This window comes from Lachnospiraceae bacterium KGMB03038, from assembly GCA_007361935.1.
Classification (GTDB): Bacteria; Bacillota; Clostridia; order Lachnospirales; family Lachnospiraceae; genus Massilistercora.
Genome location: CP041667.1, coordinates 2,020,931 through 2,043,167, shown reverse-complemented (window position 1 = coordinate 2,043,167; position 22,237 = coordinate 2,020,931). Strand labels below are relative to the sequence as shown.

The window sequence follows — 22,237 nt, the reverse complement described above, 5'->3', positions numbered from 1 at the left end:
GCTATGGATCAGAAAGCAGAAGTTTGGGAAGTGGTAACAGCCCATCAGGGAGAACAGTTTTATACCTTGAAGAAACTGCCTTTCGTATATGTGATCAAAGGCGGGGAATGTTTCATTGACCGGCGGAAGAAATCTATCACACGGGCTACCTTCGAGAAAGCCTATGAGAAAATCTGCCGGGAAGGGAAAGAAAATATCAAAGGCCCCAAACAACTGGGTGTATTTGGGGCCCCTTATGTCTGGGCCATTTTCCTGCAGCTGGAGCTGATCTAACTGTCAGGAGAGACCTCTTTGATCTGAGAAATGTCGGAGTCAATGACCAGGGAGTAGTTGGTATAATAGACCACGAAACCGGGCTTGGCTCCGTTTGGTTTTTTCACATGTTTTTTCTCCACATAATCAATTTCCACTTTGTCGCTTCCGCGGTTTTTAGAATAGTAGGCGGCCAGGCGGCCCGCTTCCTCAAAGGTGCGGTCCGGCAGTTCATCTCCGCCGGTCTTGACGATCACGTGGGAGCCGGGAGCGCCTTTAGCGTGGAACCACCAGTCGCTGCCAGCGGCAAAAGAAAAGGTCAGTTCATCATTTTGAAAATTGTTTTTTCCTACATATATGTCATAGCCGTCGCTGGAAATATAATGGAGAGGACGACTGATAGTCCGCGCCTTTTTACGGCCGGACCGCTGCCGGATATAGCCGCTGCCGGCCAGTTCATCCTTGATCTGAGCCAGGTCTTCTTCGTTTTGCGCAATTTCCAGAGCGTTTTCTACCGACTCCAGATAGCTGATATCATCAGAGGTTTCCTGGATCAGCTGGCTTAGAGCCTCGTAGGTTCTTTTTTGTTTGTTATATCGGGCGAAATACCGCTGGGCATTCTCCTGGGGAGTCTGGGAGGGGTCTAAAGGAATGGTGATCTCTTTCCCGTCATAGTAATTAAGAGCCGTCAGTTCCTTAGAGCCTTCTGGGAGACTGTATCCATAAGTATTGATCAATTCTCCGTAGATCCGGTATTGATCTCGGTTCTGCGTATCTTTCAACTGGCGGAACTGAAGGTCGTATTTCTTGCGGTTCCGTTCCAGGGCAGTGCGGACGATGTGGCGCAGATCCGCGCTTTTTTGTCGGATGCGTGTCAAAGCGTTTCGGGCGGAATAATAGGAAGACAGCATCTGGGAGACAGTTGGGAATTCCCTCTTTGTATAGCCGCTGTAGTGGGTCATGGGAAGAACGGCAAAATCTTTAGGCATGGCTCCCTCGTAGTATATGGAAGGACAGAAGCCGCAAGATTTTATATCGTCCATGTAGTAAGAAAACTGCCGATACAAATGGGTGAAAAGATCCTGGGACAGTTCCCGCGGCGGGAGGCTGGAATCCACGCCGGACAGACAGCAGATTTCCTCCGCGGCAGCAGGGCTGATCCCGGTAAAACCTGTGTAGATCGCTTTGACCAGCGGGACAGGTCTTGCGGCAAGAGTCTGGATGAAAGTGTCCAGGTCCGCGCTTAACGGATCTGTTTTAGACATAGTATCCGGTATAAAGTAAGGCCGTCCCGGCAATACTTCCCGTACCGAGCTCATCTGGGCGGACACATGTTTGATGCTGTCTATGATCTTTCCCTGGTCGTCGCAGAAAATGATGTTGCTGTGTTTTCCCATGATCTCTATGATCAGTTTCTTCCGGCAGGGATCTCCCAGTTCATCCAGATGCTCAATATCCAGGTGGATGATCCGTTCCAAGCCCGGCTGAGATACGTTGACGATCCGGCCGTTCCCGATATGTTTTCGCAGAAGCATGCAGAAGTTGGGCGCGTTCATAGGGCTTGGCTTGTTCTCATCCGTCAAATAGATAAGAGGAAGGGAGGCGCTGGCAGAAAGATATAGCCGTTGCTGTCCTTTTGGAGTCTTGATCGTCAGAAGCAGTTCGTCCGCTTCCGGCTGGGCGATCTTGGCGATGCGTCCCTGGGAGAGAGTTCCTTTTAATTCCTGTACGATAGCCGCTACAGTAATTCCGTCAAATGCCATGTTATGTCATTCCTTTCTAAGGTAATAGATTACGGTGGATACCAGTATACCATGGTTGACGGGAATTGCCAAATGGCTTATAATAATTCGGAACCTAGTTCGGACATGGACTGATTACAAAAGGAAATGGAGTATGGAGAACATGATAAAAAGCATGACAGGGTTCGGGCGCTGTGAAGTGTCTGAAGGAGATCGGAAATTTACAGTTGAAATGAAGGGAGTCAACCACCGGTACCTGGATGTGAATATCCGGATGCCCAAGAAACTGAATTTTTTCGAGACTTCGATCCGGAGCCTGCTGAAGAAAAGGATTCAACGGGGGAAAGTTGATCTTTTTATCACTTATGAAGACCTGTCGGAAGGACAGGTGTCTCTGAAATACAATCAAGGGCTGGCGGAAGAGTATCTGGCCTATTTTCGTAAAATGGAAGAACAATTTGGCCTGGAAAATGATATCCGGGTATCCACCATTTCCAAATGTCCGGAGGTGCTGACGATGGAAGAACAGGCCCTGGATGAGGAAGAACTCTGGAACGGGCTGGAGAAAGCGTTAAACGGCGCGGTCGATCACTTTATCGAGACCCGTGCGCTGGAGGGGGAGAATCTGAAAAAGGATATCCTGGAAAAGCTGGACGGAATGTTGGAGCTGGTAGGCTACATTGAAGAACGGTCGCCTAAGATCATCAGTGAATATCGTGAAAAGCTGGAAGCCAAAGTCCAGGAGCTTCTTGAGGATACCCAGATCGAGGAGAGCCGGATCGCCGCCGAGGTAGTGATCTTCGCGGATAAGATCTGTACAGACGAAGAACTGGTGCGGCTGAGAAGCCATATCGTACATATGAAGGAAACTTTGGAAGCTTCTGAGAGTGGGATTGGGAGAAAGCTGGACTTTATCGCTCAGGAAATGAACCGGGAGGCCAATACGATCCTTTCCAAAGCCAATGATCTGGAAGTTTCCAACGTGGGGATCGATCTGAAAACAGAGATCGAAAAAGTGCGGGAACAGATCCAGAATATTGAATAGACAGAATGTAAATGAAGAGAACCATCGAGGGAGAGGGAAATCTGTGGATAAAAAAGGAATTTTAACGGTGGTGTCCGGATTCTCCGGCGCGGGAAAAGGGACGATCATGAAAGAACTGATAAAGCAGTATGATAATTACGCGCTTTCCATTTCTGCCACTACAAGAGCGCCCCGGCCGGGAGAAGAAGAGGGAAGAGAATATTTCTTCCGAACCGTGGAAGAATTTGAAAAAATGATTGCGAAAGAAGAATTGATAGAGTATGCTAAATATGTGGATAATTATTACGGAACGCCGCGGGCATACGTAGAAGAACAGCTTCAGGCCGGAAAAGATGTGATTCTGGAGATTGAGATCCAGGGAGCCTTGAAGGTTAAGAAAAAGTTTCCGGAAACCCTTCTGCTGTTTGTGACTCCGCCATCGGCGGAAGAGTTGAAGAACCGGCTGGTGAAGAGGGGGACGGAGACCATGGATGTGATCGAGTCCCGGATGAGAAGAGCCAGGGAAGAGGCGGAAGGAATGGATCAGTATGACTATCTGGTCGTCAACGATGTGCTTGAGGACTGTGTGGAAGAAGTCCATCAGATCATTCAGGGAGAACACCGGAAAAGTTTCCGTAATATAGACTTTATAGAGAAGATGAGGAAGGAATTGAAAGGAGAATAAAAGCATATGCTGCATCCATCTTACACAGATTTAATGAAGGTTGTAAACAAAGACGTAGAAGAGGGCGAGACCAAGGTGGTCAACAGCCGTTATTCAATTGTTATGGCCACAGCAAAGCGGGCCAGAGAGATCATTGACGGAGCGGAACCGCTGGTACGCACTAAAGAAGGGGAAAAGCCGCTTTCGATCGCCATTGATGAACTGAACCAGGGAAAGGTTAAGATCGTTGGAGAAGAAGAGGAATAACAGAAGATGAGTATGATCAGGAGGGCAGATGCCGGCAGGTATCTGCCTTTCTTCTAAACAAGAAGGAGGAAGGAATGAATTTATTGTTTATTTCCCTGGGCTGTGATAAGAATCTGGTGGATTCGGAGGTCATGCTGGGGATCTTGGATGAAAAGGGATGGACGATCGTAGACAATGAGGAACAGGCGGATGCGATCGTCATCAATACCTGCTGTTTTATCCATGACGCAAAGGAAGAAAGCATCCAGACGATTCTGGAAATGGCAGAATATAAGAAGGAAGGAAGGCTGAAAGCTTTGGTCGTGACCGGATGCCTGGCTCAGAGATATCAAAAGGAGATCTTGGAAGAGATTCCGGAGGTAGACGCGGTCCTGGGAACAGCTTCCTATGATAAGATCGCTGAGGCGCTGGAACAGGCTCTGGAGGCAGGAGGATATATCCGGATGGAAGATATCAACGCCCTGCCGCTGCCGGAGGCGAAACGGCTGGTGACTACAGGCGGCCACTATGCCTATCTGAAGATCGCGGAGGGCTGTGACAAACACTGTACTTACTGCATCATACCCAAGCTTAGGGGAAGCTACCGAAGCGTTCCCATAGAACGGCTTCTGAAAGAAGCGGAATCGCTTGCGGGTCAGGGAGTGAAAGAGTTGATCCTGGTGGCCCAGGAGACTACCGTCTACGGGAAGGACCTGTACGGGAAGAAATCGCTTCCAAGACTGCTGCGGGAATTATGCAAGGTCAAGGGGATCTATTGGATCCGGGTACTCTATTGTTATCCGGAAGAGGTGGATGATGAGCTGATCCAGGTAATGAAGGAAGAACCTAAGATCTGCCACTATATCGATCTTCCGATCCAGCACGCTTCCGATGAGATCTTGAAGCGGATGGGAAGAAGGACTTCGAAAAGCCAATTATGCGGGATCATCGGGAAATTAAGAAAAGAGATCCCTGACATCACCATAAGGACCACCCTGATCACAGGATTTCCGGGAGAGACGGAAAGCCAGCAGGAAGAACTGCTGGATTTTGTGGATGAGATGGAATTTGAACGATTGGGAGTCTTTACTTATTCTCCGGAAGAAGATACCCCCGCGGCCCAGATGGAAGGCCAGATCCCGGAAGAGGTAAAGGAAGACCGGAAAGCTCAGATCATGGAGCTGCAGCAGGAGATCGCGTTCGATCAGGCCGAAGAGATGAAAGGCCGGGAAATGCTGGCAATGATCGAGGGGAAAATAGCCGATGAGAACGCTTATGTAGGAAGGACCTATAAAGACGCGCCCGGCGTGGACGGGCTGATCTTTATCAATACAGATGAGGAACTGATGACCGGAGACTTTGTGAAAGTCAGAGTGACCGGGGCATTAGAATATGATTTGATAGGAGAGTTGATAGAATGAATCTGCCAAATAAGTTGACGGTATTGCGAGTGATCATGGTACCCTTTTTTGTTTTCTTTATGCTGACGGACACAGGCGGAGCGGCGAATAAATGGATCGCTCTGGTACTGTTCTGTGTGGCCAGCCTTACGGATATGCTGGACGGAAAGATCGCCAGGTCCAGGAATCTGGTGACGAACTTTGGAAAGTTTATGGATCCTCTGGCGGATAAGCTGCTGGTGTGCTCCGCTATGATCTGTATGATCCCGGACGGCACCCTTTCCGCCTGGTTTGTGATCGTTATCATTGCCAGGGAATTTATCATCAGCGGGTTCCGCCTGGTGGCTTCTGACAACGGGATCGTGATCGCGGCCAGCTACTGGGGGAAATTTAAGACGGTGTCCCAGATGTTTATGATCATTGTACTCATTGCTGATCTGGGCGGCATCTTCGATGTGATCGGAACGGTGCTGATCTGGCTGTCTTTGATCTTGACAATCGTATCCCTGATCGATTACGTGGCCAAGAATGTGCAGGTGCTGACAAAAGGAGGGATGTAAAGCATGACGGTAGAGTTGATTTCGGTAGGAACTGAGATCCTGCTTGGAAATATTATCAATACCAATGCGGCCTATCTGTCAGAGCAATGTGCTCTTTTGGGCCTTTCCTGTTATCATCAAAGCGTTGTGGGAGATAACGAAGAGAGACTGGAAGAAGAGCTGCGCCGTGCCCTGTCCCGGTCGGATATTGTGATTTTAAGCGGGGGCCTTGGTCCTACGAAGGACGATCTGACTAAAGAGGTGACGGCCAAAGTGTTTGGATATCAGTTAAAGGAAGATCCCCATACAAGGGCCAGGATCCAGGAGTATTTTGACCGGAATCCAAGACGGAAGATCACATCGAATAACTGGAAACAGGCGTTGGTTCCGGAGGGCGCGGTCGTTATAGATAATCATAATGGAACGGCTCCAGGACTGATCCTGGAAGAGAATGGAAAGACGGCCGTCCTTCTGCCGGGACCGCCGGGAGAACTGCGGCCTATGTTTGAGAGGGATATTGCCCCTTATTTGAACAAACGGGAACCAGAGGGAATCTATTCTCATATGATCAAGATCTGCGGAATGGGAGAGAGTCAGGTGGAGGCCCAGATCACAGATCTGATGGAACAGGGGAATCCCACATTGGCCCCTTACGCCAAGACGGGAGAGGTCCATCTCAGAATAACGGCCAAGGCAGACAGCCAAAATCGGGCAGAGGAATTGATCCGTCCTGTGGAAAAGAAATTGTATGAAAGATTTGGAAATCTGATCTATACGAATCAGGAAGAGGTAACGCTGGAAGAAGTGATAGTTAGGCTTTTGGAGGAAAAGAATCTGACTCTTACCACGGCAGAGTCCTGCACCGGAGGCCTTTTGGCAGGAAGGATCATGAACGTGCCTGGAGCTTCTGATGTATATCAGGAGGGACATATCACCTACTCCAATGAAGCGAAGGAAAAGATTCTGGGTGTCAGGCATGAGACTTTGGAAACTTATGGGGCAGTCAGCCCTCAGACGGCTGCGGAGATGGCTGCGGGAGCGGCCGCGGCAGCCGGAGCCGGCGCGGCTCTTTCTGTGACCGGAATCGCAGGACCGGGAGGAGGGACAGAAGATAAACCGGTGGGCCTTGTCTATATTGGCTGTCAGGTCGGAGGAAAATGCAGGGTAGAAAAATATCATTTTACCGGGAATCGAGAGAAGAACCGGGAATTCTCAGTGGTAAACGCACTGACGCTTCTGCGGGAGGAACTGTTGAAGTCTTCAGAATAAGGAGAGATGCTTATGGAAATCAGACGTTTGGAACACCAGGAATTACTGCCGGCTCTTCATCTGGTGTGGGAGGTGTTTGCTCAAGACGTGGCGCCATCCTATACGCCGGAGGGAGTGGCGGAATTTCAGAAATTCATCAAATATGAAAATATCAGCCCGTTGTTCCAGAAACAGGAACAGCTCTTCTTTGGAGCTTTTGAAAATGGCCGGATGTGCGGAACTGCCGCGGTGGGCAATAATGGACATATCAGTCTTTTCTTTGTGAAAAAAGAATATCAGAGAAAAGGTATAGGAAGAATGTTGTTCCAGACAATATATAACTGCTGTGTACAGGAGCTTTCTGTCCGGGAGGTGACAGTGCACGCCGCGCCAACGGCGGTGCCGATCTATGAGCGGCTGGGGCTTCGCGTGACGGGCCCGGAGAGGGAAGAGCATGGCATCCGTTATGTTCCCATGTCTGTCTACGCCAGTATGGGACTGGTTCAGCCAGTAAAGAAAAAGTCAAAGACTCCGGTGATCATCGCGGCAGCGGCAGGAGCAGTGCTTTTGATCGTAATCCTTTTGGCAGGCGTGTTTTTTGTCCGTAATTTCCAGAGGGCGGTCCGGATGACCGACGAATATCTTGAAGAACAGCCGGAGAACGGCTGGGATTCCGGAGACGGCTGGGATTCTGGAGACGGCTGGGATTCCGGAGATGGCTGGGGAAACGGAGACGGCTGGGATTCCGGCGGTGAAAGCCTGGAACTAAACGGCCTGGATGCGGTGCCTGCTTACGAGGCGGAAGCCCTTTCTTACCAGATTCAGGAAGAAACATACAGTTTCATCGATGATGAGAAACAGTCCACGGTGATTCAATTCGATGTCCGATATCCGGTACTGGAGGGGTTGGATTCCCAGGCGGCCGATGAGATCAACGAAGCGATCAGAAGCTGCGCCATGGAAACGGCCGATAAAATCTATCTCAATCCGTCCCAGGAGATCAAGGAAAGAGTCCTGGGGGAAGAGGTGCCTATTTTAGCAAGCAGTGTGACTTATAAGGTTTGTTACGCGGGAGAAGATTTTATCAGTATTGCTTTTGAGGATTACAGCTATCAGGGAAGTCAGGAAGCTTTTCAGGCAGATTTAAGGACTATCAATATCGGCCTGAAAGACGGGAAGATCTATCAAGTAAAAGATGTTGTGAATCTGGATGAAGCGTTTGCCGCGGACTGGCTGGAGGAAATGCGCGGGGAAGCGGAAAATGAAGAATTTCTATCGGAACTGAGCACTCAGCAGATGTTGGCGGCTTTAGGAGGAGATACAATAAACGGCGTGTATACGGCAAATTTTTTTGTCCATGCAGATGGAATTGAGATTGGATATGATTTGAACTATCCAGCCGATGATCCTCATGATCTTGGATATATCTGGGTGACAGCGCCCTTTACATTTGAAGAGATCGCTTCCTATGCTTCGGACAGCGGATTTTGGAACAATATTGATGTTTATGCTCAGTAAGAGCGGAAGAGGGGGAAAAGAGTATGGAGATTCATTTGCTGGAACGACATGAAATCCATGAGGCGCTGGCAATGTCTGCCGAGATTTTTGACGGCCTCGAGAAAGAAGAGGAGATCAGCCGCCAGGTGGAGGAAGGCAATCTGATTTTTGCCGGGTGTTTTGGAGACGGGCAGATAAACGGGCTTCTGGGATGGGGCATGGCAGACAGCGGCGGAGAGATCTTGTTTGTGTTTGTAAAGGAGGAACATCGCCGGCATGGAATGGGCGCGGCAATCGTAGAAATGCTGTGCCAGGCGTGCAGCCAAAAGTATTTGGTCCTTAGGATCACCACGGCGGCTCCGTTAGAACTGGTTCCTTTTTTCAACCGATGCGGACTTGTGATTTATGGTCCGGAGCGGCTGGAACATGGAAGAAAAACCCTACCTATGGAACGGATGATTTCCCCGGCTCAGGTAAAGCCCCGGAAAAATACTTTCCATATGGGCCTGATCATTGGAGGAGTCTGTGTGGCGGCGCTGCTTCTGTGTGTGCTTATTTTTTTCCTGGGACGCGGTGTAGTCCAGGAAATCGCGGATCACAAAGGAGCGGAGGAAGAGCGGCAGATCACCGAGGAAGAGAAGCCGGAGGAAGAGCCTTCCTATCAGATTCCGACGGATCCTGCACCGCCCGGCGAAGAACAGGAAAAGGAAGAGGGACAGCCGGAAGGGGAAGATGGAATAGAAGGGATCGAGGCTTACATATCTGAAGCTGCCGGTTATGAACTGACGGAAGAGGTTTATACAGAAGGAGAAGATACAGAGACTTCGACGATCGATTACCAGATCCGGTATCCGCAGGTTTCCGGTCTTCCTTCAGGAAAAGATGAAGAAGTAAATCAGATCCTGAGAGATGCGGCTATGGCAAACGCGGATTCTTATTATATAAATCCCACCCCGGAGATCCAGGAATTCTTGGATCAGCAGGAGTATCTTTATTTAGGCAGCGAAGTAGAATATAAAGTTACCTATATGGACGAGAACCTTCTGTGTGTGGTGTTTGACGATCATTATTTCACTGGTTCAGTCTATGGGGAATATTCTGCTCTGCGGGTGCGGATCATAGACTTGAATTTGGCCAGCCGCTATGAGATCCAGGATGTGCTGCAGACGGATGGAACATTCCTTGAGACCTGGCGTGAGAAGATGCTGGAAGAAGATCCGGATAATTACCCGGCCGCGGAACTTCCCGATGAGGTACTTCAGGAGACACTGACGGGAGCTATCGCGGAAAACAGATATTTCTCCAATCTTCTGCTGACGAAAAACGGCGTGGAGGTGGGATTTACCTACGCGTTTTCCAGTGAGGACGGCCAGAGACTTTCGCGGGGCTGGGTGACTGCGCCCTTCACCCCGGAAGAGATCGCGCCCTATCAGACAGACAGCCAGATGTGGAACTTGTTCCATGTGCAGGAAAACTAATAATTGACGAATCAACCAATCTATGAGAAAATATAACGTGGTATGGTGTTAAAGTTATAACAACCTTTACGACAGAAAAGATTCATAGTTGAAAGGAGTTTTAAAATGATTTATTCACACGAAGTAGAAATGATGTGTCCGGTAGCGCAGGGCGCGAATCACGGACCAGCTCCAATCCCGGAAGAAGCAAAATGGGTACAGGCAAAAGAGATCAAAGATATTTCCGGCCTGACGCATGGTGTGGGCTGGTGTGCTCCACAGCAGGGTACCTGTAAACTGACGCTGAATGTGAAAGATGGGATCATCCAGGAAGCGCTGGTAGAGACTATTGGATGTTCAGGAATGACTCATTCCGCGGCTATGGCTTCCGAAATCCTTCCGGGCAAGACTATTTTAGAGGCGTTGAACACAGACTTGGTCTGTGATGCGATCAATACAGCAATGAGAGAACTTTTCCTTCAGATCGTATACGGAAGGACCCAGAGCGCGTTCTCAGAAGATGGTCTTCCGATCGGCGCGGGCCTGGAAGATCTTGGAAAAGGCCTTCGTTCCCAGGTAGGGACCATGTATGGAACTCTGGCAAAAGGTCCCCGTTATCTTGAGATGGCTGAAGGGTATGTGACAGGGATCGCGCTGGACGACCATGACGAGATTATCGGATACCAGTTCGTAAGCCTTGGCAAATTTACAGATTTCATTAAGGCCGGAGATACCCCGAATGATGCGTGGGAAAAAGCAAAAGGACAGTATGGACGTGTCGCGGACGCAGTGAAGATCATTGATCCACGGAAAGAGTAGACGCGGCAGGATAAGTGTTATTGAAAAGAACAAATTCAGGAGGGTACATAAATGGCTTTATTTGAATCATATGAAAGAAGAATTGATAAGATCAATGAAGTATTAAACAGCTATGGGATCGCTTCATTGGAAGAAGCAGAGAAGATCACAAAAGACGCGGGCCTTAACGTGTATGACCAGATCAAGGGCATCCAGCCGATCTGTTTTGAAAACGCCTGCTGGGCTTATATTACAGGAGCGGCTATCGCGATCAAGAAAGGCTGTACAAGAGCGGCAGACGCGGCGGCGGCCATCGGAGAGGGTCTTCAGGCATTCTGCATCCCAGGATCTGTAGCGGATCAGCGGAAAGTAGGCCTGGGCCACGGAAACCTTGGAAAAATGCTTCTGGAAGAGGATACAGACTGTTTCGCTTTCCTTGCGGGACACGAATCTTTCGCGGCGGCGGAAGGCGCCATCGGTATCGCTGAGAAAGCGAACAAAGTACGGAAAAAACCACTTCGTGTGATCCTGAACGGACTGGGAAAAGACGCGGCAAAGATCATTTCCCGGATCAATGGATTTACTTATGTACAGACAGACTATGATTACTATACAGGAGAGCTGAAAGAAGTACAGCGGATCGCTTACTCTGACGGACTCCGTTCCAAAGTAAACTGCTACGGCGCCAACGATGTGCGGGAAGGCGTTGCCATCATGTGGAAAGAGGGCGTTGACGTTTCCATCACCGGAAATTCCACCAATCCGACCCGTTTCCAGCATCCGGTAGCAGGAACCTATAAGAAAGAGTGCGTAGAGGTAGGCAAGAAATACTTCTCCGTTGCTTCCGGCGGCGGTACAGGACGTACCCTTCACCCGGACAACATGGCGGCAGGCCCGGCTTCCTATGGTATGACAGATACTCTGGGACGTATGCACTCTGACGCGCAGTTCGCCGGATCTTCTTCCGTGCCGGCCCATGTAGAGATGATGGGACTGATTGGCGCTGGAAATAACCCGATGGTAGGTATGACGGTAGCTGTGGCGGTAAGTATTGAAGAAGCTGCTAAGGCTGGCAAGTTCTAAAACAGACATACATAAATAATAGGAGGGACAAAGTCTGCAGTCTTTGTCCCTCTTTTCAATTTGGATAGGTAATGTATGCCACAAAAGCTTAAGCTTTTGTTTCCGCCTTTTTCCCTTTTTTATAGATCAGATGTGAGCAGATACCGCCTGCGACCACGCAGAATAAAGGTGTAATGCCGCTTGGAATGCCAAGCAGGGTGGTCAGCGCGAAACATCCGATCACACAGACAAGGATGATCGCTCCCGTTGTCTTTATAAGCGTAGCTGTCAAAATTATCTTTCGGTGATATTTCTGGAATGTTCCGCTTATTGTTCTCATCCGCAAGGTCAGCTAATGTTACATCATCATAATATCTCACTTTCTGACTATTGATAATTATGAAACTGTAAAATCTTATTTATTAAGAATTCAGGAGAATATAGAAAGGAATGAGGTATATGACTGTATAGTTGCAGCAAAGCCTCGATTTGTAAGTCTTATTTCAAAGTATCATCAGTCTGAGGCTTTAGAGTACGATTGAGGAGTCCAAAATCAGAAGTGTGAAATAATAGTCCGGGAGATGGATAATTGGTATCTTCCGGATTTTTGTATTGTTCCGATAAGCGGGGAATATTATTCCGATGTCGTTGATATTGTTCCGATAATAGGGTATACTACTGTTTGAAGTGAGGTGTAGATTTATGTACATGACAGTGAAGCAGGCAGCGGAGAAATGGGGTGTTTCAGATAGAAGAGTTCGTATATTATGTTCAGAAGGAAAGATTCCGGGTGTTACCCGCGAAGGGCGCAGTTGGAAAATTCCTGCAGCTGCAAAGAAACCGGAGGACGGTAGGTATAAAAGAGCAGAGAGTCTGCTTGCAATGATTGATAGGAAAAAAATCGAACTGGATTCCAGCCGGCCTTTGACAGCGGGAGAGGTAGAGCGATTGACAGAGGAATTTGTAGTTGAATACACTTACAATTCCAATGCGATAGAAGGAAACACGCTGACTTTGCGAGAGACAGATATGGTGCTGCGTGGCTTAACGATTGACAAGAAGCCGCTGAAAGATCATATGGAAGCGGTCGGACATAAGGAAGCTTTTGATTTTGTGCAGGATTTGGTAAAAGATCAGGTGTCATTATCAGAGAGCATTATCAAGCGGATTCATTATTTGGTGTTGGCTGATAAAAAGGATGACCGAGGCGTTTACAGAAGAGTTCCGGTAAGAATTATGGGTGCAAAGCATGAACCAGTGCAGCCATATCTGATACAGCCTAAGATGGAGCAGCTGCTGGAAGATTATAGAAACAGTACTGAGCATATCATTCCCCGGCTTGCGCGGTTTCATATTGAGTTTGAGGGTATACACCCTTTCATCGATGGAAATGGCCGGACGGGACGGCTGCTTGTGAATCTGGAATTGATGAAAGCTGGGTATCCTCCAATAGATATTAAGTTTACAGATCGGATTGCTTATTACAATGCGTTTGATGAATATCATGTAAATCATAATCTGGATGCGATGGAAAAGTTGTTTGCTGGATATGTGAATACAAGGTTGGACAGCTATCTGACAATGTTGGAAGAATGAAAATATTATGGAGGTGTGGGAATGTTTGTTTCAGTATATTTTGACTTAGACGATGAATTGGATAAAATGTGGGGATTGTGTTCTGGACAATGACAGTGGATTCTTTATTAATCTTATGCGTTTGAAAATATCTGATGTTCCCGATTTCAAAGATACATATCAGCGAATAAATGATTATTTTAGTGAAATAGCGACATTTCTTAATGCCTCTGATTCAAAAAAGGACAAACTTTATAAAACAGCATTTAAACGATTTAAATCTTTAGAAATAAATGGTATAAATCTTGGGTTCTCTGAAAGTAAACATGGTGCGGCTTTTGGGGAAAAACTGAGACTCAAGATAATATGCTCCATCGTCTCCGGCTAGAGTGCTTTTCGTGTGCCACGGCAGGAGTTACCGTTTCTTCTAAATTCTCTTATTTTATGCGGGGTTCCACATACTAAAGCAATATTTTACAACGTGTTTACAACTTTTGAAAAGCGTTTCGATATGACATGCTATTTAATGTTCTATGAGTAATAGTATAAGAGAGGATAGATATATGCGAGCACATACGGTTATTTTAGGGGCAGGTGCAACAATGGCGGCAATTCCTAATGGAGATAAAAATGGGAAAAAGTCGGCTGTTATGAATGGAATGATTCAAAAACTAGCATTAGATGATTTGTTAAAAAATGTAAAACTTGATACGAAAAGTGACAATATTGAAGATATATATTCTGAACTATATGCAAAAACAGAATATAAAGCAATAGTAGTGGAATTAGAAAAGAGATTATACGAATATTTTGATTCGCTTGAATTACCAGATGAGCCAACGATTTATGATATGCTGATACTAAGCCTAACCAGTAAAGATGTAATTGCCACTTTTAATTGGGATCCATTATTGATTCAAGCGTATGTAAGATGTTACAAAATTACAAATAATCTACCTCATATTTTATGTTTACATGGGAACGTAGCAATGGGTTATTGCGAAGAGCATAGAGAATTTGGTACTAAGGATGCAATCTGTCCTATTTGCAATGAAATATTAACCCCAATAAAATTACTATATCCAGTAAAGAAAAAAAACTATAAAGATGATGATTATATAAGCGGATGTTGGGAAGCGGTAGATGAGGTTATAAAAAAATCATATATGATAACTATATTTGGTTATAGCGCTCCTTCAAGTGATATAGAAGCGGTTGGACTTCTAAAAAAGGCATGGGGTAAAAAAGAAGATAGACAGCTTGAAGAAGTATCAGTAATAGACATCATTGACGAAGAAGAAATGTTATTTAAGTGGAAAGATTTTATATATTCACATCATTATAGATATACAAATAATTTTTTTGATTCGTATTTGGGAATGTTTCCGAGACGAAGTTGCGAAACAGTTTTTGCAATGTATTCCTTAAATGTTCCAGCGGATAATAGAAGAGGATTTCATAGTGGGATGACTTGGACAGATGTATATTCATTAGTTGATGATTTATGTGTAATAGAAAAAAACACACCCTCAGATAAAAATTTGCCATTATATTACACAGCTAAGAGTTTTTTTGATAGGTAAAAGTGAAATAGAAAATAGAGATGGAAAGAAGAAAAAACATGGATGAACAAATACTATTTTGGACAGCATTTGCTGCTATTGGACAAGTTATTGGTGCAATTGCTACTGCACTAGCAGTGATTATTACGTTATGGCAAATTAAATTTGCCAATAGAAAAAAAGTGAAGATGACATTTTCTGATAATAATGTTGTGTTTTCGGAGAATGGAAATTTAGAATTCCATTTTGTATGTTTATCTGTTTCAAATATTGGAAATAGAAATATTATAGTTCAAAATTGGGGAATTAAAGTATCTAAGAAGCAAAATCTTTTAATTGTGCCAGATGTGAAGAATCCGATAATTAAAATGATTCAAAAACCATTGCCATACACTCTTGAGCCAGAGCAATCTATGGATTTGCTTTTTGATATAAAATTATTTGTTAAAAATCTTCAAGAGCAGGTTGACCAAGGTACATTTAGAAATACAGATAAGATTATGTTATATGTAGTTGATAGTGTTGGAAAAAAATATTATTTAAAATCACGAAAAACAATAAAGCAGTATATTGTAGATAATCAAAAATATTTGGCTTAAATACTTTGTAATGGTTATTGAATTTATCACGATTATTAAGAATTTATATAATTGAAGTTGCTGCAAAGATAGTGTCAATAGTTTTTCGCAAAATCAAAACCTAGCCGTTTAGCAGCCGGTAGTCAGCCGGCTATGATATCAGACAGCAGATCCTCTTCTGTTTTGAAAAGATGATCCATATTCATATAGCGTCTGGCTCCCCAACTGGTTGCTGCTACGTGACGCAGTCTGGCACATACGAGCATCAAGGCACTCTGCCCGTCAGGAAAAGCACCGATCGCTTTTGTACGCCGTTTAATCTCACGGTTGAGGCGCTCAATAGCGTTATTGGTTCGGATCCGGGTCCAATGCTACGTAGGAAAATCCATATAGGTCAAGGTTTCTTCAATCCCGTCCTCTACCTTCTTGGCAGCTTTAGCAAGCTTCATGGCACGGAGTTTCTCCGCTACCTGGATTGCTTTTTCACGGGCGGCTTCCTTGCTTTCCTGCGCATGGATCGCCTTGAGCATAAGCGCTACCGTTTTCATCTTGTTACGGGGGGTAACAGAAAATATATTTCTGTAAAAATGAACCGTACAGCGCTGATATCTGGAATCCGGAAAGACTTCCGGAATGGTTTCAAGCATACCGAGATTCTTATCGCCGATGATCAAACGTACACCAGTAAGCCCGCGTTCTTTCAACCATACGAAGAAAGAACGCCTGCTTTCACGATCCTCTTTCATCCCTTCCGCAGCACCAAGGATTTCCCGGCAGCCATCCTGACTGACGCCAATGGCAACGAGAACAGAAACGTTCTGGATCTCGCCGCCCCAGCTACGTTTCAGGTAAACACCATCTACGTAAACATAAGGATAGTTCCCGGAAAGCGGACGGGTACGCCAGGTTTCAATATGCTCATAAGCCTTTTTATTCAGGTTACTGATGGTTCCAGGGGATACTTTCGTTCCCCATAAGGCTTCGGTGATATCTTCCACGCGTCGGACAGAAACACCGGCCAGATACATCTCAATAAGAGCTTCTTCCACGGAAGATTCTCTGCGACGATATCTTTCGATAATGGCTGTCTCGAAAGGAACCCCTTTCAGTTTAGGAACCTTCAGTTCGACTTCCCCTGCGGTAGTGTGGAGATTTCGCTTATAATGGCCGGAACGATATCCCTGGCGGTCAGAGGAGCGCTCATACTTTTCAGCGTTGACTAATTCGTCGGCTTCCTTATCGAGCAGGGCGTTTAATGTTTCTTCGACACTGTTACGGACAAGATCCTTTAAATCATGCTTTATTAAGTCCTCATTTAGCTGTATAATCTTATCAGACATGGTTCTATAGCCTCCTTTGATAGATTTAGTTGTGGTGACTTGATTTTACCAAACGGCTATAGACCATGTCTATTTTTATGAAATTGATTTTGCGAAATTAATTATACGTTATCTTCCATTCTTCATCTACCTGCATGCTGACATTGCCGTTTTCGTGATAAAACGGGCGTAAACACAGCTTGGAGATATAAGCGTCATAAAAATTTAGAATTTCTTTGATGGATGTCTCATCTCCGCTTGACGCTTTACAGATAAGGTCAAAAGAGGGATAACCATAATCTTTTGTCATTTACAATATTTCCTTTTTACTTAACATCATTTTCAATTTTTCTAAGCCTTTGTTCCGTGTATAGCCAACAGCAGAACGTGATACATGGTACAGCTTGGCAATTTCTTTATCGCTCATATCATGGAAATAGTAGAGCAGAATAAACGCCCTTTGTTTCTCTGACAATTTGTTCAATGCGGTACTGATTTTTTCATCAGATATTTGAACAGTGAAATGTAACACCGGGAATATCGTTGCTTCGCAAGAATACTTATCAAAATTACCTTGCTCATTCAGCTTTGTTTCGCCCATTTCACAAAATAACACTTCCTGCTTGAAACGTCTGGCAAGCAACTTTCTCTTTTGCTTCAACGTGCCTTTTATGTTATCATCATTAAAGCATTGAATTGTAGTCTGATGACTTCTTTAAAAGAAGATGATTTCATTCTTTCTAGTGTCCTTTATTTCTTTAAATGAAAATATTCTGAAAAACAAGAGGATGTATTGATAAGGTGTTTAAAACTTCCCCTTTCTTTAATGTGACCATTTTCCATATAAAAGATTTCATCGTACTTATCCAATAAATTTTGTTCTAAATGATGAGTAATTGTTATGAGTGTTAAATCTTCCATTTTTAATAATCTGTTTTCTATATCGTATGCTGTCTGCATATCAATGGCAGAGGTACCCTCGTCTAATATGAGAATAGGTTTGTTTCTGATCAAAGCACGTGCAACTGCAATTCTTTGTTTTTGTCCACCAGATAGATTAGAGCCATTTTCTCCGACCCGATATTGCAAGCCGGTTGGAAGCTTAGATATAAATTCGGTCAATCCACTGTCCGCTATAACTTTTTCAACTTGTTCCTCTGGATAATGTTCATGTAAACAGATATTGTCATATATGGTTTCGTCAAACATATAGATATTCTGATGAATTATTGATGACAGCTGAACCACTCTATCTTTATCCAGCATATGAAATTCCGTATCATCATATAAAATTTTGCCTTTGTATGTGGAGTAATAACCAGATAAAAGTTTAATCAGTGTACTTTTTCCGCAACCGCTTTTCCCAACAATAACGTATTTCTTACCCTTTTTAATAAGACAGTCTATTCCGCTTAATATATCTGTTGTTCCGTCATAGGAAAAGGACAAATCTTTTGCATTTATATGAGATTGATATGTGGCTACACTTTCTTTTTGGGACAGAAATATGGAATGTTTCGATATAATTTCCAACTTCTCTACAATGGGGTGGACGCTCTTCATTTTAGGAATATTTGTAAAGATCATAATAAGTGGATTTGCCAGATTACTGCTCACTTGTACCATTCCTAATAAAGTTCCCACAGTTATGCGTCCTGCGATAATAAAGTAAGCAGATAAGAATAAAACCACAATTTGAACCATAAGGGCTAGGAAAGCAGAAAGCCCCTCGTTTAGTGCAAGTAATCTGTCAACGCTATATTTAGATTTGATTGTTTCGGTATTTGCCTTATCAAATCGTTGTATTACGGTTTTTGACATAGAATATGATTTGATAATTTCAAATCCAGACAGAATATCTTTTAAGCTGACTGTGAATTCTGCCAAGTTTGAAGAAAACTTATTCTGTCTTTTTTCCAGTGTTCCACCCAGCAAACTTGGCATAAGGAACATAACTGCAATCGCTACTATTACGCAAAGTGTAACAATGATGTCAAAATAAATCATCAATACGAAAGATGATATAAAGATAACGGTGTATTGGACTACTTCAAATAATGGGAGTAAAAAATTGTCCTCCAGCATTTTCACATCATTTGTAACGACAGATATATAATCAGCGGTATTCTTCTTTTCAAAATCTTCTATACTGTGATTGATTGTTCCTCGAAAAACATCCGAGCGGATTTGAAGCATAATCTTACAAATCACTTTTTTGCTTAGTAACGATTGGAGATAAAGAAAAAATCCCAACACTACAAAGTAGACAATCGAAAATATAACCATTCTTATAAATTGCTGGATATTTTTATCCATAGCGATATCCAATAGTTGCTGAAGCAGGACAGCCATAAAAACATACCCCAGAGAAGAGATTACGCTGGTTAAAATCGTTAAGATAAATAAGAACTTGTTTTTCTTAATATAGATACTCATAATTTCCTCCCTTTTATACATGTTGCATGTATGTATATTGTAAAAAATAAAATTGCCTTTCGACAATCTTATTTTCATATGCAACGCTAAGCGTTTTCTTTGCATAACTTGACAATTTCATCATCAATTACTGGAAGCCCTAGATTATCCATAATCGATTTAATCATTAAAAATTTCTGCCATGCTTCATCATCAGTCATGGGATATATCGTAGGTATCGACCAGAAATTCGTTAAAAGAACAAATAAATCTGCTAATAATTTTGGCTGTTCTGATTTAATAGAACCGTCTTGTATTCCTTCCTCGATCAGTTCTTGATACATAGGTGCTAGTTCTTGATTACTTTCAATCAGTTTTTTTAGAAAAGCTGGACTTCCCATAAGCTGCATGGATGCCATACTTAACTGATGGTGCTCTGTTTCATCAAAAGATGTTTTTAATACGAACTTCAACTTTTCTAATCCGTTCAGTTCTTTGTGGCTTTTTGCTTTCTCAAAGGGATTACTCTCATAAAAAAGTTTTTCACATAAAGCGTCAAATACTTCTTCCTTTGATTTGAAATGATGATAAAAAGCTCCTCTCGTCAGTCCGCCCATTTCGCTTATAATATCTAATACAGTTGTTTCTTCATACCCTTTTTCTAAAAATAATTTTAAAGAAGCGTCCAATATTTTTTGAACTGTTTCTTCTGGATACTTGTTTCGTGGCAAAAGCCCACCCCCATACATGTACTTTGCACGTATATGATATCATGCAATCTGTATGTATGTCAATGGGGAGTTCTTTTTGAAAACAGTTTATCTTTCAGTGGAGCAACAACACTCATATCCTTATTTCCTCGTGTCTACTTAAGAGGAATCATATCAAGATGCATGGTCTGCGGGCCTTATTTTTTTGCCTGCGATCCCCCCTCAAAACGCCATATAAATCTCCGTATTTTGAAGGAGATTATCCTTCAGATAGGAGGTACATTATGCAGGAAGTTAACAGAAGTGCAGAATTGATTCCGGTACAGGAAAAGTACGCCCTAACAATTCGGGAAGCATCGGAATATTTCAGTATTGGAATAAAGAAAATGAGACGTCTGGCAGAAGATAATCTGGGCAGGTTTGCGATTTATAGCGGGAACCGCTACCTCATAATCCGCACAAAATTTGAAAAATTTATGGAGGAAACTTCTACGATATAACTTCTTTTTCTCTGCCAAAAGTAGTTGCTATTTCTCCTGTTTAGAGTGATGAATGTCATGACCAAAGAAACGGAAGGTGGCACGATGCAGGAAATTCATAAGACTCCAGGAAGCCGGAAGATAGAGATTCCGATCAGCGAAAAGTATATGCTGACTATTAACGAGGCGGCTGCCTATTTTAGCATTGGAGTTAAGAAGTTAAGGAGAATGGCAGAAGACAATGAGGGAAAGTTTGCGATTACAATGGGCAGCCGATACCTTATTGTCCGGGAAAAATTTGAAGAATATATTGATTCTTTAATCAATGGAGAAAGTGAGGACGAAGCGGATGAGCAAACCGATTCTTAAAGAAAAAGATATTTTAAATCCAAATGAGGCGATTGAACTATTTGTACTCAGCAGAAGAAAGTTTTATAAGCTGCTGAAAGAAAACCGGAAGCTGGGATTTCTGGCTATGTATGGTTCCAGAAAGCTGATTATCCGGTCAGAATTCCAGAAATGCCTGGATAAGCACCCAGAATTGAAAAGGAGGGGAAGCTGATGGCAGGCAGGAGGCGTGACTCCAAGCACCGGGTTCTCCGGCGGGGAGAATCCATTCGGGCCGATGGGAAATACCAGTTTAAGTACCATGTGAATGGGATTCCGCATTTTGTATACAGTTGGTGGTTGGAACCAACGGACAAACTTCAGCAGGACGGCAGAAGGTACAGCACGATCAAGACGGTTCGGGGTGTGCTGCGTCCCGCTTTTCAGATGGCGGTGGATGATGATGTCCTCCGCAAAAAACCATTTGGCTTTGAACTTGCCACAGTGGTAGTCAACGACAGCGTGACCAGGGAGGCGATTACCAGAAAGCAGATGCGGCAGTTCTTAAAATTCGTCCATGACGATAATGTGTACTGTAAGTATTACGAAGTGGTTTATATCCTTTTTCATACAGGGATGCGCATTTCGGAATTTTGTGGCCTGACACTGAAGGATCTGGATATGAAGAATCGAATCATAAACATTGATCACCAGTTGCAAAGAACTTCCGATATGCGGCTGGTTATCGAGTCAACGAAAACCAATGCAGGAACCAGGAAGCTGCCGATGTCCGAAGACGTATTCCGGTGTTTCCAGGCCATCATCGAGGACCGGGAAGCACCAAGGTATGAGAGAGTGGTGGACGGATACACAGGATTTCTGTTTACGGATAAAGAGGGCCTTCCGTTGGTGGCGATGCATTGGGAGCATCGATTTAATCATATGGTAAAACGATACAACGACATTTACCGGGTTCAGATGCCGAATATCACCCCGCATGTCTGCCGTCACACTTACTGCAGCAATATGGCAAAGTCAGGCATGAATCCAAAGACACTCCAGTATCTGATGGGGCATAGCGATATCGGAGTAACGCTGAACACCTATACTCATCTGGGCCTGGAGGAATGAGTTAAAGCGGGTGGAAGAACTGGAGAACGCAAGGAAGGAGATGGAGAAGTTAAATGGGGAAGGGGCAATTTCACAGAAAATGTTCCGGGCGATATAATATGGAAAGGATGAAGGCGCTCTGCTATGGCAGGGCGTTTTTCTATGTACAGTGTTTTGAATTGTTAATATTCGATCTATATGATAAAATTACTATGTCTACTATGTCTTTAATG

General features: G+C 44.3%; 20 protein-coding genes and 5 pseudogenes. 18 read left to right on the top strand and 7 right to left on the bottom strand.

What is annotated here, in order from left to right:
- The first annotated feature begins 3 nt into the window (after positions 1-3).
- Complete coding sequence (locus tag FND36_09805) at positions 4-273, top strand: hypothetical protein (protein ID QDW74299.1); 270 nt, start codon at positions 4-6, stop codon at positions 271-273.
- Here the strand turns inward: FND36_09805 and FND36_09800 are convergent.
- Positions 270-2,015 (bottom strand): fibronectin/fibrinogen-binding protein, encoded by a 1,746-nt coding sequence (locus FND36_09800; protein QDW74298.1) that lies wholly within the window; start codon positions 2,013-2,015, stop codon positions 270-272. The two genes, FND36_09805 and FND36_09800, sit on opposite strands and share 4 nt — an antisense overlap.
- A 142-nt stretch (positions 2,016-2,157) precedes the next feature.
- Between FND36_09800 and FND36_09795 the strand changes: the two genes are divergently transcribed.
- The 10 genes from FND36_09795 to FND36_09750 all read left to right on the top strand — a co-directional run bounded on the left by FND36_09795 (position 2,158) and on the right by FND36_09750 (position 11,950).
- A complete protein-coding gene (locus FND36_09795) occupies positions 2,158-3,039 on the top strand; it encodes a YicC family protein (GenBank protein QDW75600.1) in 882 nt (293 codons plus the stop codon).
- 43 nt (positions 3,040-3,082) lie between these two features.
- Complete coding sequence (locus FND36_09790; protein ID QDW74297.1) at positions 3,083-3,703, top strand: guanylate kinase; 621 nt, start codon at positions 3,083-3,085, stop codon at positions 3,701-3,703.
- A gap of 6 nt (positions 3,704-3,709) precedes the next feature.
- Complete coding sequence (locus FND36_09785) at positions 3,710-3,949, top strand: DNA-directed RNA polymerase subunit omega (GenBank protein QDW74296.1); 240 nt, start codon at positions 3,710-3,712, stop codon at positions 3,947-3,949.
- Positions 3,950-4,023: 74 nt separating this feature from the next.
- Complete coding sequence (rimO, locus tag FND36_09780; GenBank protein ID QDW74295.1) at positions 4,024-5,349, top strand: 30S ribosomal protein S12 methylthiotransferase RimO; 1,326 nt, start codon at positions 4,024-4,026, stop codon at positions 5,347-5,349.
- Positions 5,346-5,888, top strand: a complete 543-nt coding sequence (gene pgsA / locus FND36_09775) for a CDP-diacylglycerol--glycerol-3-phosphate 3-phosphatidyltransferase (GenBank protein QDW74294.1) — start codon at positions 5,346-5,348, stop codon at positions 5,886-5,888. Before rimO ends, pgsA begins: the two co-directional genes overlap by 4 nt.
- 3 nt (positions 5,889-5,891) lie before the next feature.
- The gene (locus FND36_09770) at positions 5,892-7,136 is read left to right on the top strand and encodes a competence/damage-inducible protein A (protein ID QDW74293.1); all 1,245 of its coding nucleotides are present in this window, start codon (positions 5,892-5,894) and stop codon (positions 7,134-7,136) included.
- A 12-nt stretch (positions 7,137-7,148) separates the two neighbouring features.
- The gene (locus FND36_09765; protein QDW74292.1) at positions 7,149-8,633 is read left to right on the top strand and encodes a GNAT family N-acetyltransferase; all 1,485 of its coding nucleotides are present in this window, start codon (positions 7,149-7,151) and stop codon (positions 8,631-8,633) included.
- A 23-nt stretch (positions 8,634-8,656) separates the two neighbouring features.
- Positions 8,657-10,090 carry a GNAT family N-acetyltransferase gene (locus tag FND36_09760; protein QDW74291.1) on the top strand — a complete coding sequence of 478 codons (1,434 nt, stop codon included), beginning with the start codon at positions 8,657-8,659 and terminating at the stop codon, positions 10,088-10,090.
- 105 nt (positions 10,091-10,195) lie between these two features.
- Complete coding sequence (locus tag FND36_09755; protein QDW74290.1) at positions 10,196-10,888, top strand: hypothetical protein; 693 nt, start codon at positions 10,196-10,198, stop codon at positions 10,886-10,888.
- Positions 10,889-10,939: 51 nt separating this feature from the next.
- A complete protein-coding gene (locus FND36_09750) occupies positions 10,940-11,950 on the top strand; it encodes a GGGtGRT protein (GenBank protein ID QDW74289.1) in 1,011 nt (336 codons plus the stop codon).
- 248 nt (positions 11,951-12,198) lie between these two features.
- Here FND36_09750 and FND36_09745 read toward each other — a convergent pair.
- A pseudogene (locus FND36_09745) lies at positions 12,199-12,300 on the bottom strand (transcriptional regulator).
- 331 nt (positions 12,301-12,631) lie between these two features.
- Here FND36_09745 and FND36_09740 point away from each other — a divergent pair.
- From FND36_09740 to FND36_09730, 3 genes and pseudogenes are all read left to right on the top strand, one after another.
- A complete protein-coding gene (locus FND36_09740) occupies positions 12,632-13,525 on the top strand; it encodes a Fic family protein (protein ID QDW74288.1) in 894 nt (297 codons plus the stop codon).
- 542 nt (positions 13,526-14,067) lie between these two features.
- Positions 14,068-14,961, top strand: a pseudogene (locus FND36_09735) (hypothetical protein).
- 164 nt (positions 14,962-15,125) lie between these two features.
- Positions 15,126-15,665: a hypothetical protein gene (locus tag FND36_09730; GenBank protein ID QDW74287.1), complete on the top strand. Its 540-nt coding sequence runs from the start codon at positions 15,126-15,128 to the stop codon at positions 15,663-15,665.
- 122 nt (positions 15,666-15,787) lie between these two features.
- On the opposite strand, the pseudogene FND36_09725 reads toward FND36_09730, so the two are convergent.
- The 5 genes and pseudogenes from FND36_09725 to FND36_09705 form a co-directional block, all read right to left on the bottom strand.
- Positions 15,788-16,984 (bottom strand): annotated as a pseudogene (locus FND36_09725) (IS256 family transposase).
- A 97-nt stretch (positions 16,985-17,081) separates the two neighbouring features.
- Entirely contained in the window at positions 17,082-17,273 is a 192-nt protein-coding gene (locus tag FND36_09720; protein ID QDW74286.1) for a helix-turn-helix domain-containing protein, read from the bottom strand.
- Positions 17,274-17,698 (bottom strand): annotated as a pseudogene (locus FND36_09715) (sigma-70 family RNA polymerase sigma factor).
- 15 nt (positions 17,699-17,713) lie between these two features.
- Entirely contained in the window at positions 17,714-19,399 is a 1,686-nt protein-coding gene (locus tag FND36_09710; protein QDW74285.1) for an ABC transporter ATP-binding protein, read from the bottom strand.
- Between the two features lie 86 nt (positions 19,400-19,485).
- Positions 19,486-20,109 carry a TetR/AcrR family transcriptional regulator gene (locus FND36_09705; protein QDW74284.1) on the bottom strand — a complete coding sequence of 208 codons (624 nt, stop codon included), beginning with the start codon at positions 20,107-20,109 and terminating at the stop codon, positions 19,486-19,488.
- Between the two features lie 263 nt (positions 20,110-20,372).
- Between FND36_09705 and FND36_09700 the strand changes: the two genes are divergently transcribed.
- The 4 genes and pseudogenes from FND36_09700 (at position 20,373) to FND36_09685 (ending at position 22,122) form a co-directional block, all read left to right on the top strand.
- On the top strand, positions 20,373-20,588 hold the full coding sequence (locus FND36_09700; GenBank protein ID QDW74283.1) for a DNA-binding protein: 216 nt from the start codon (positions 20,373-20,375) through the stop codon (positions 20,586-20,588).
- An 84-nt stretch (positions 20,589-20,672) separates the two neighbouring features.
- On the top strand, positions 20,673-20,936 hold the full coding sequence (locus tag FND36_09695; GenBank protein ID QDW74282.1) for a helix-turn-helix domain-containing protein: 264 nt from the start codon (positions 20,673-20,675) through the stop codon (positions 20,934-20,936).
- Positions 20,917-21,129: a DNA-binding protein gene (locus tag FND36_09690; GenBank protein ID QDW74281.1), complete on the top strand. Its 213-nt coding sequence runs from the start codon at positions 20,917-20,919 to the stop codon at positions 21,127-21,129. The genes FND36_09695 and FND36_09690 overlap by 20 nt, the downstream gene beginning before the upstream one ends.
- Positions 21,129-22,122, top strand: a pseudogene (locus tag FND36_09685) (site-specific integrase). The gene FND36_09690 and the pseudogene FND36_09685 overlap by 1 nt, the downstream one beginning before the upstream one ends.
- The last annotated feature ends 115 nt before the right edge of the window (positions 22,123-22,237 follow it).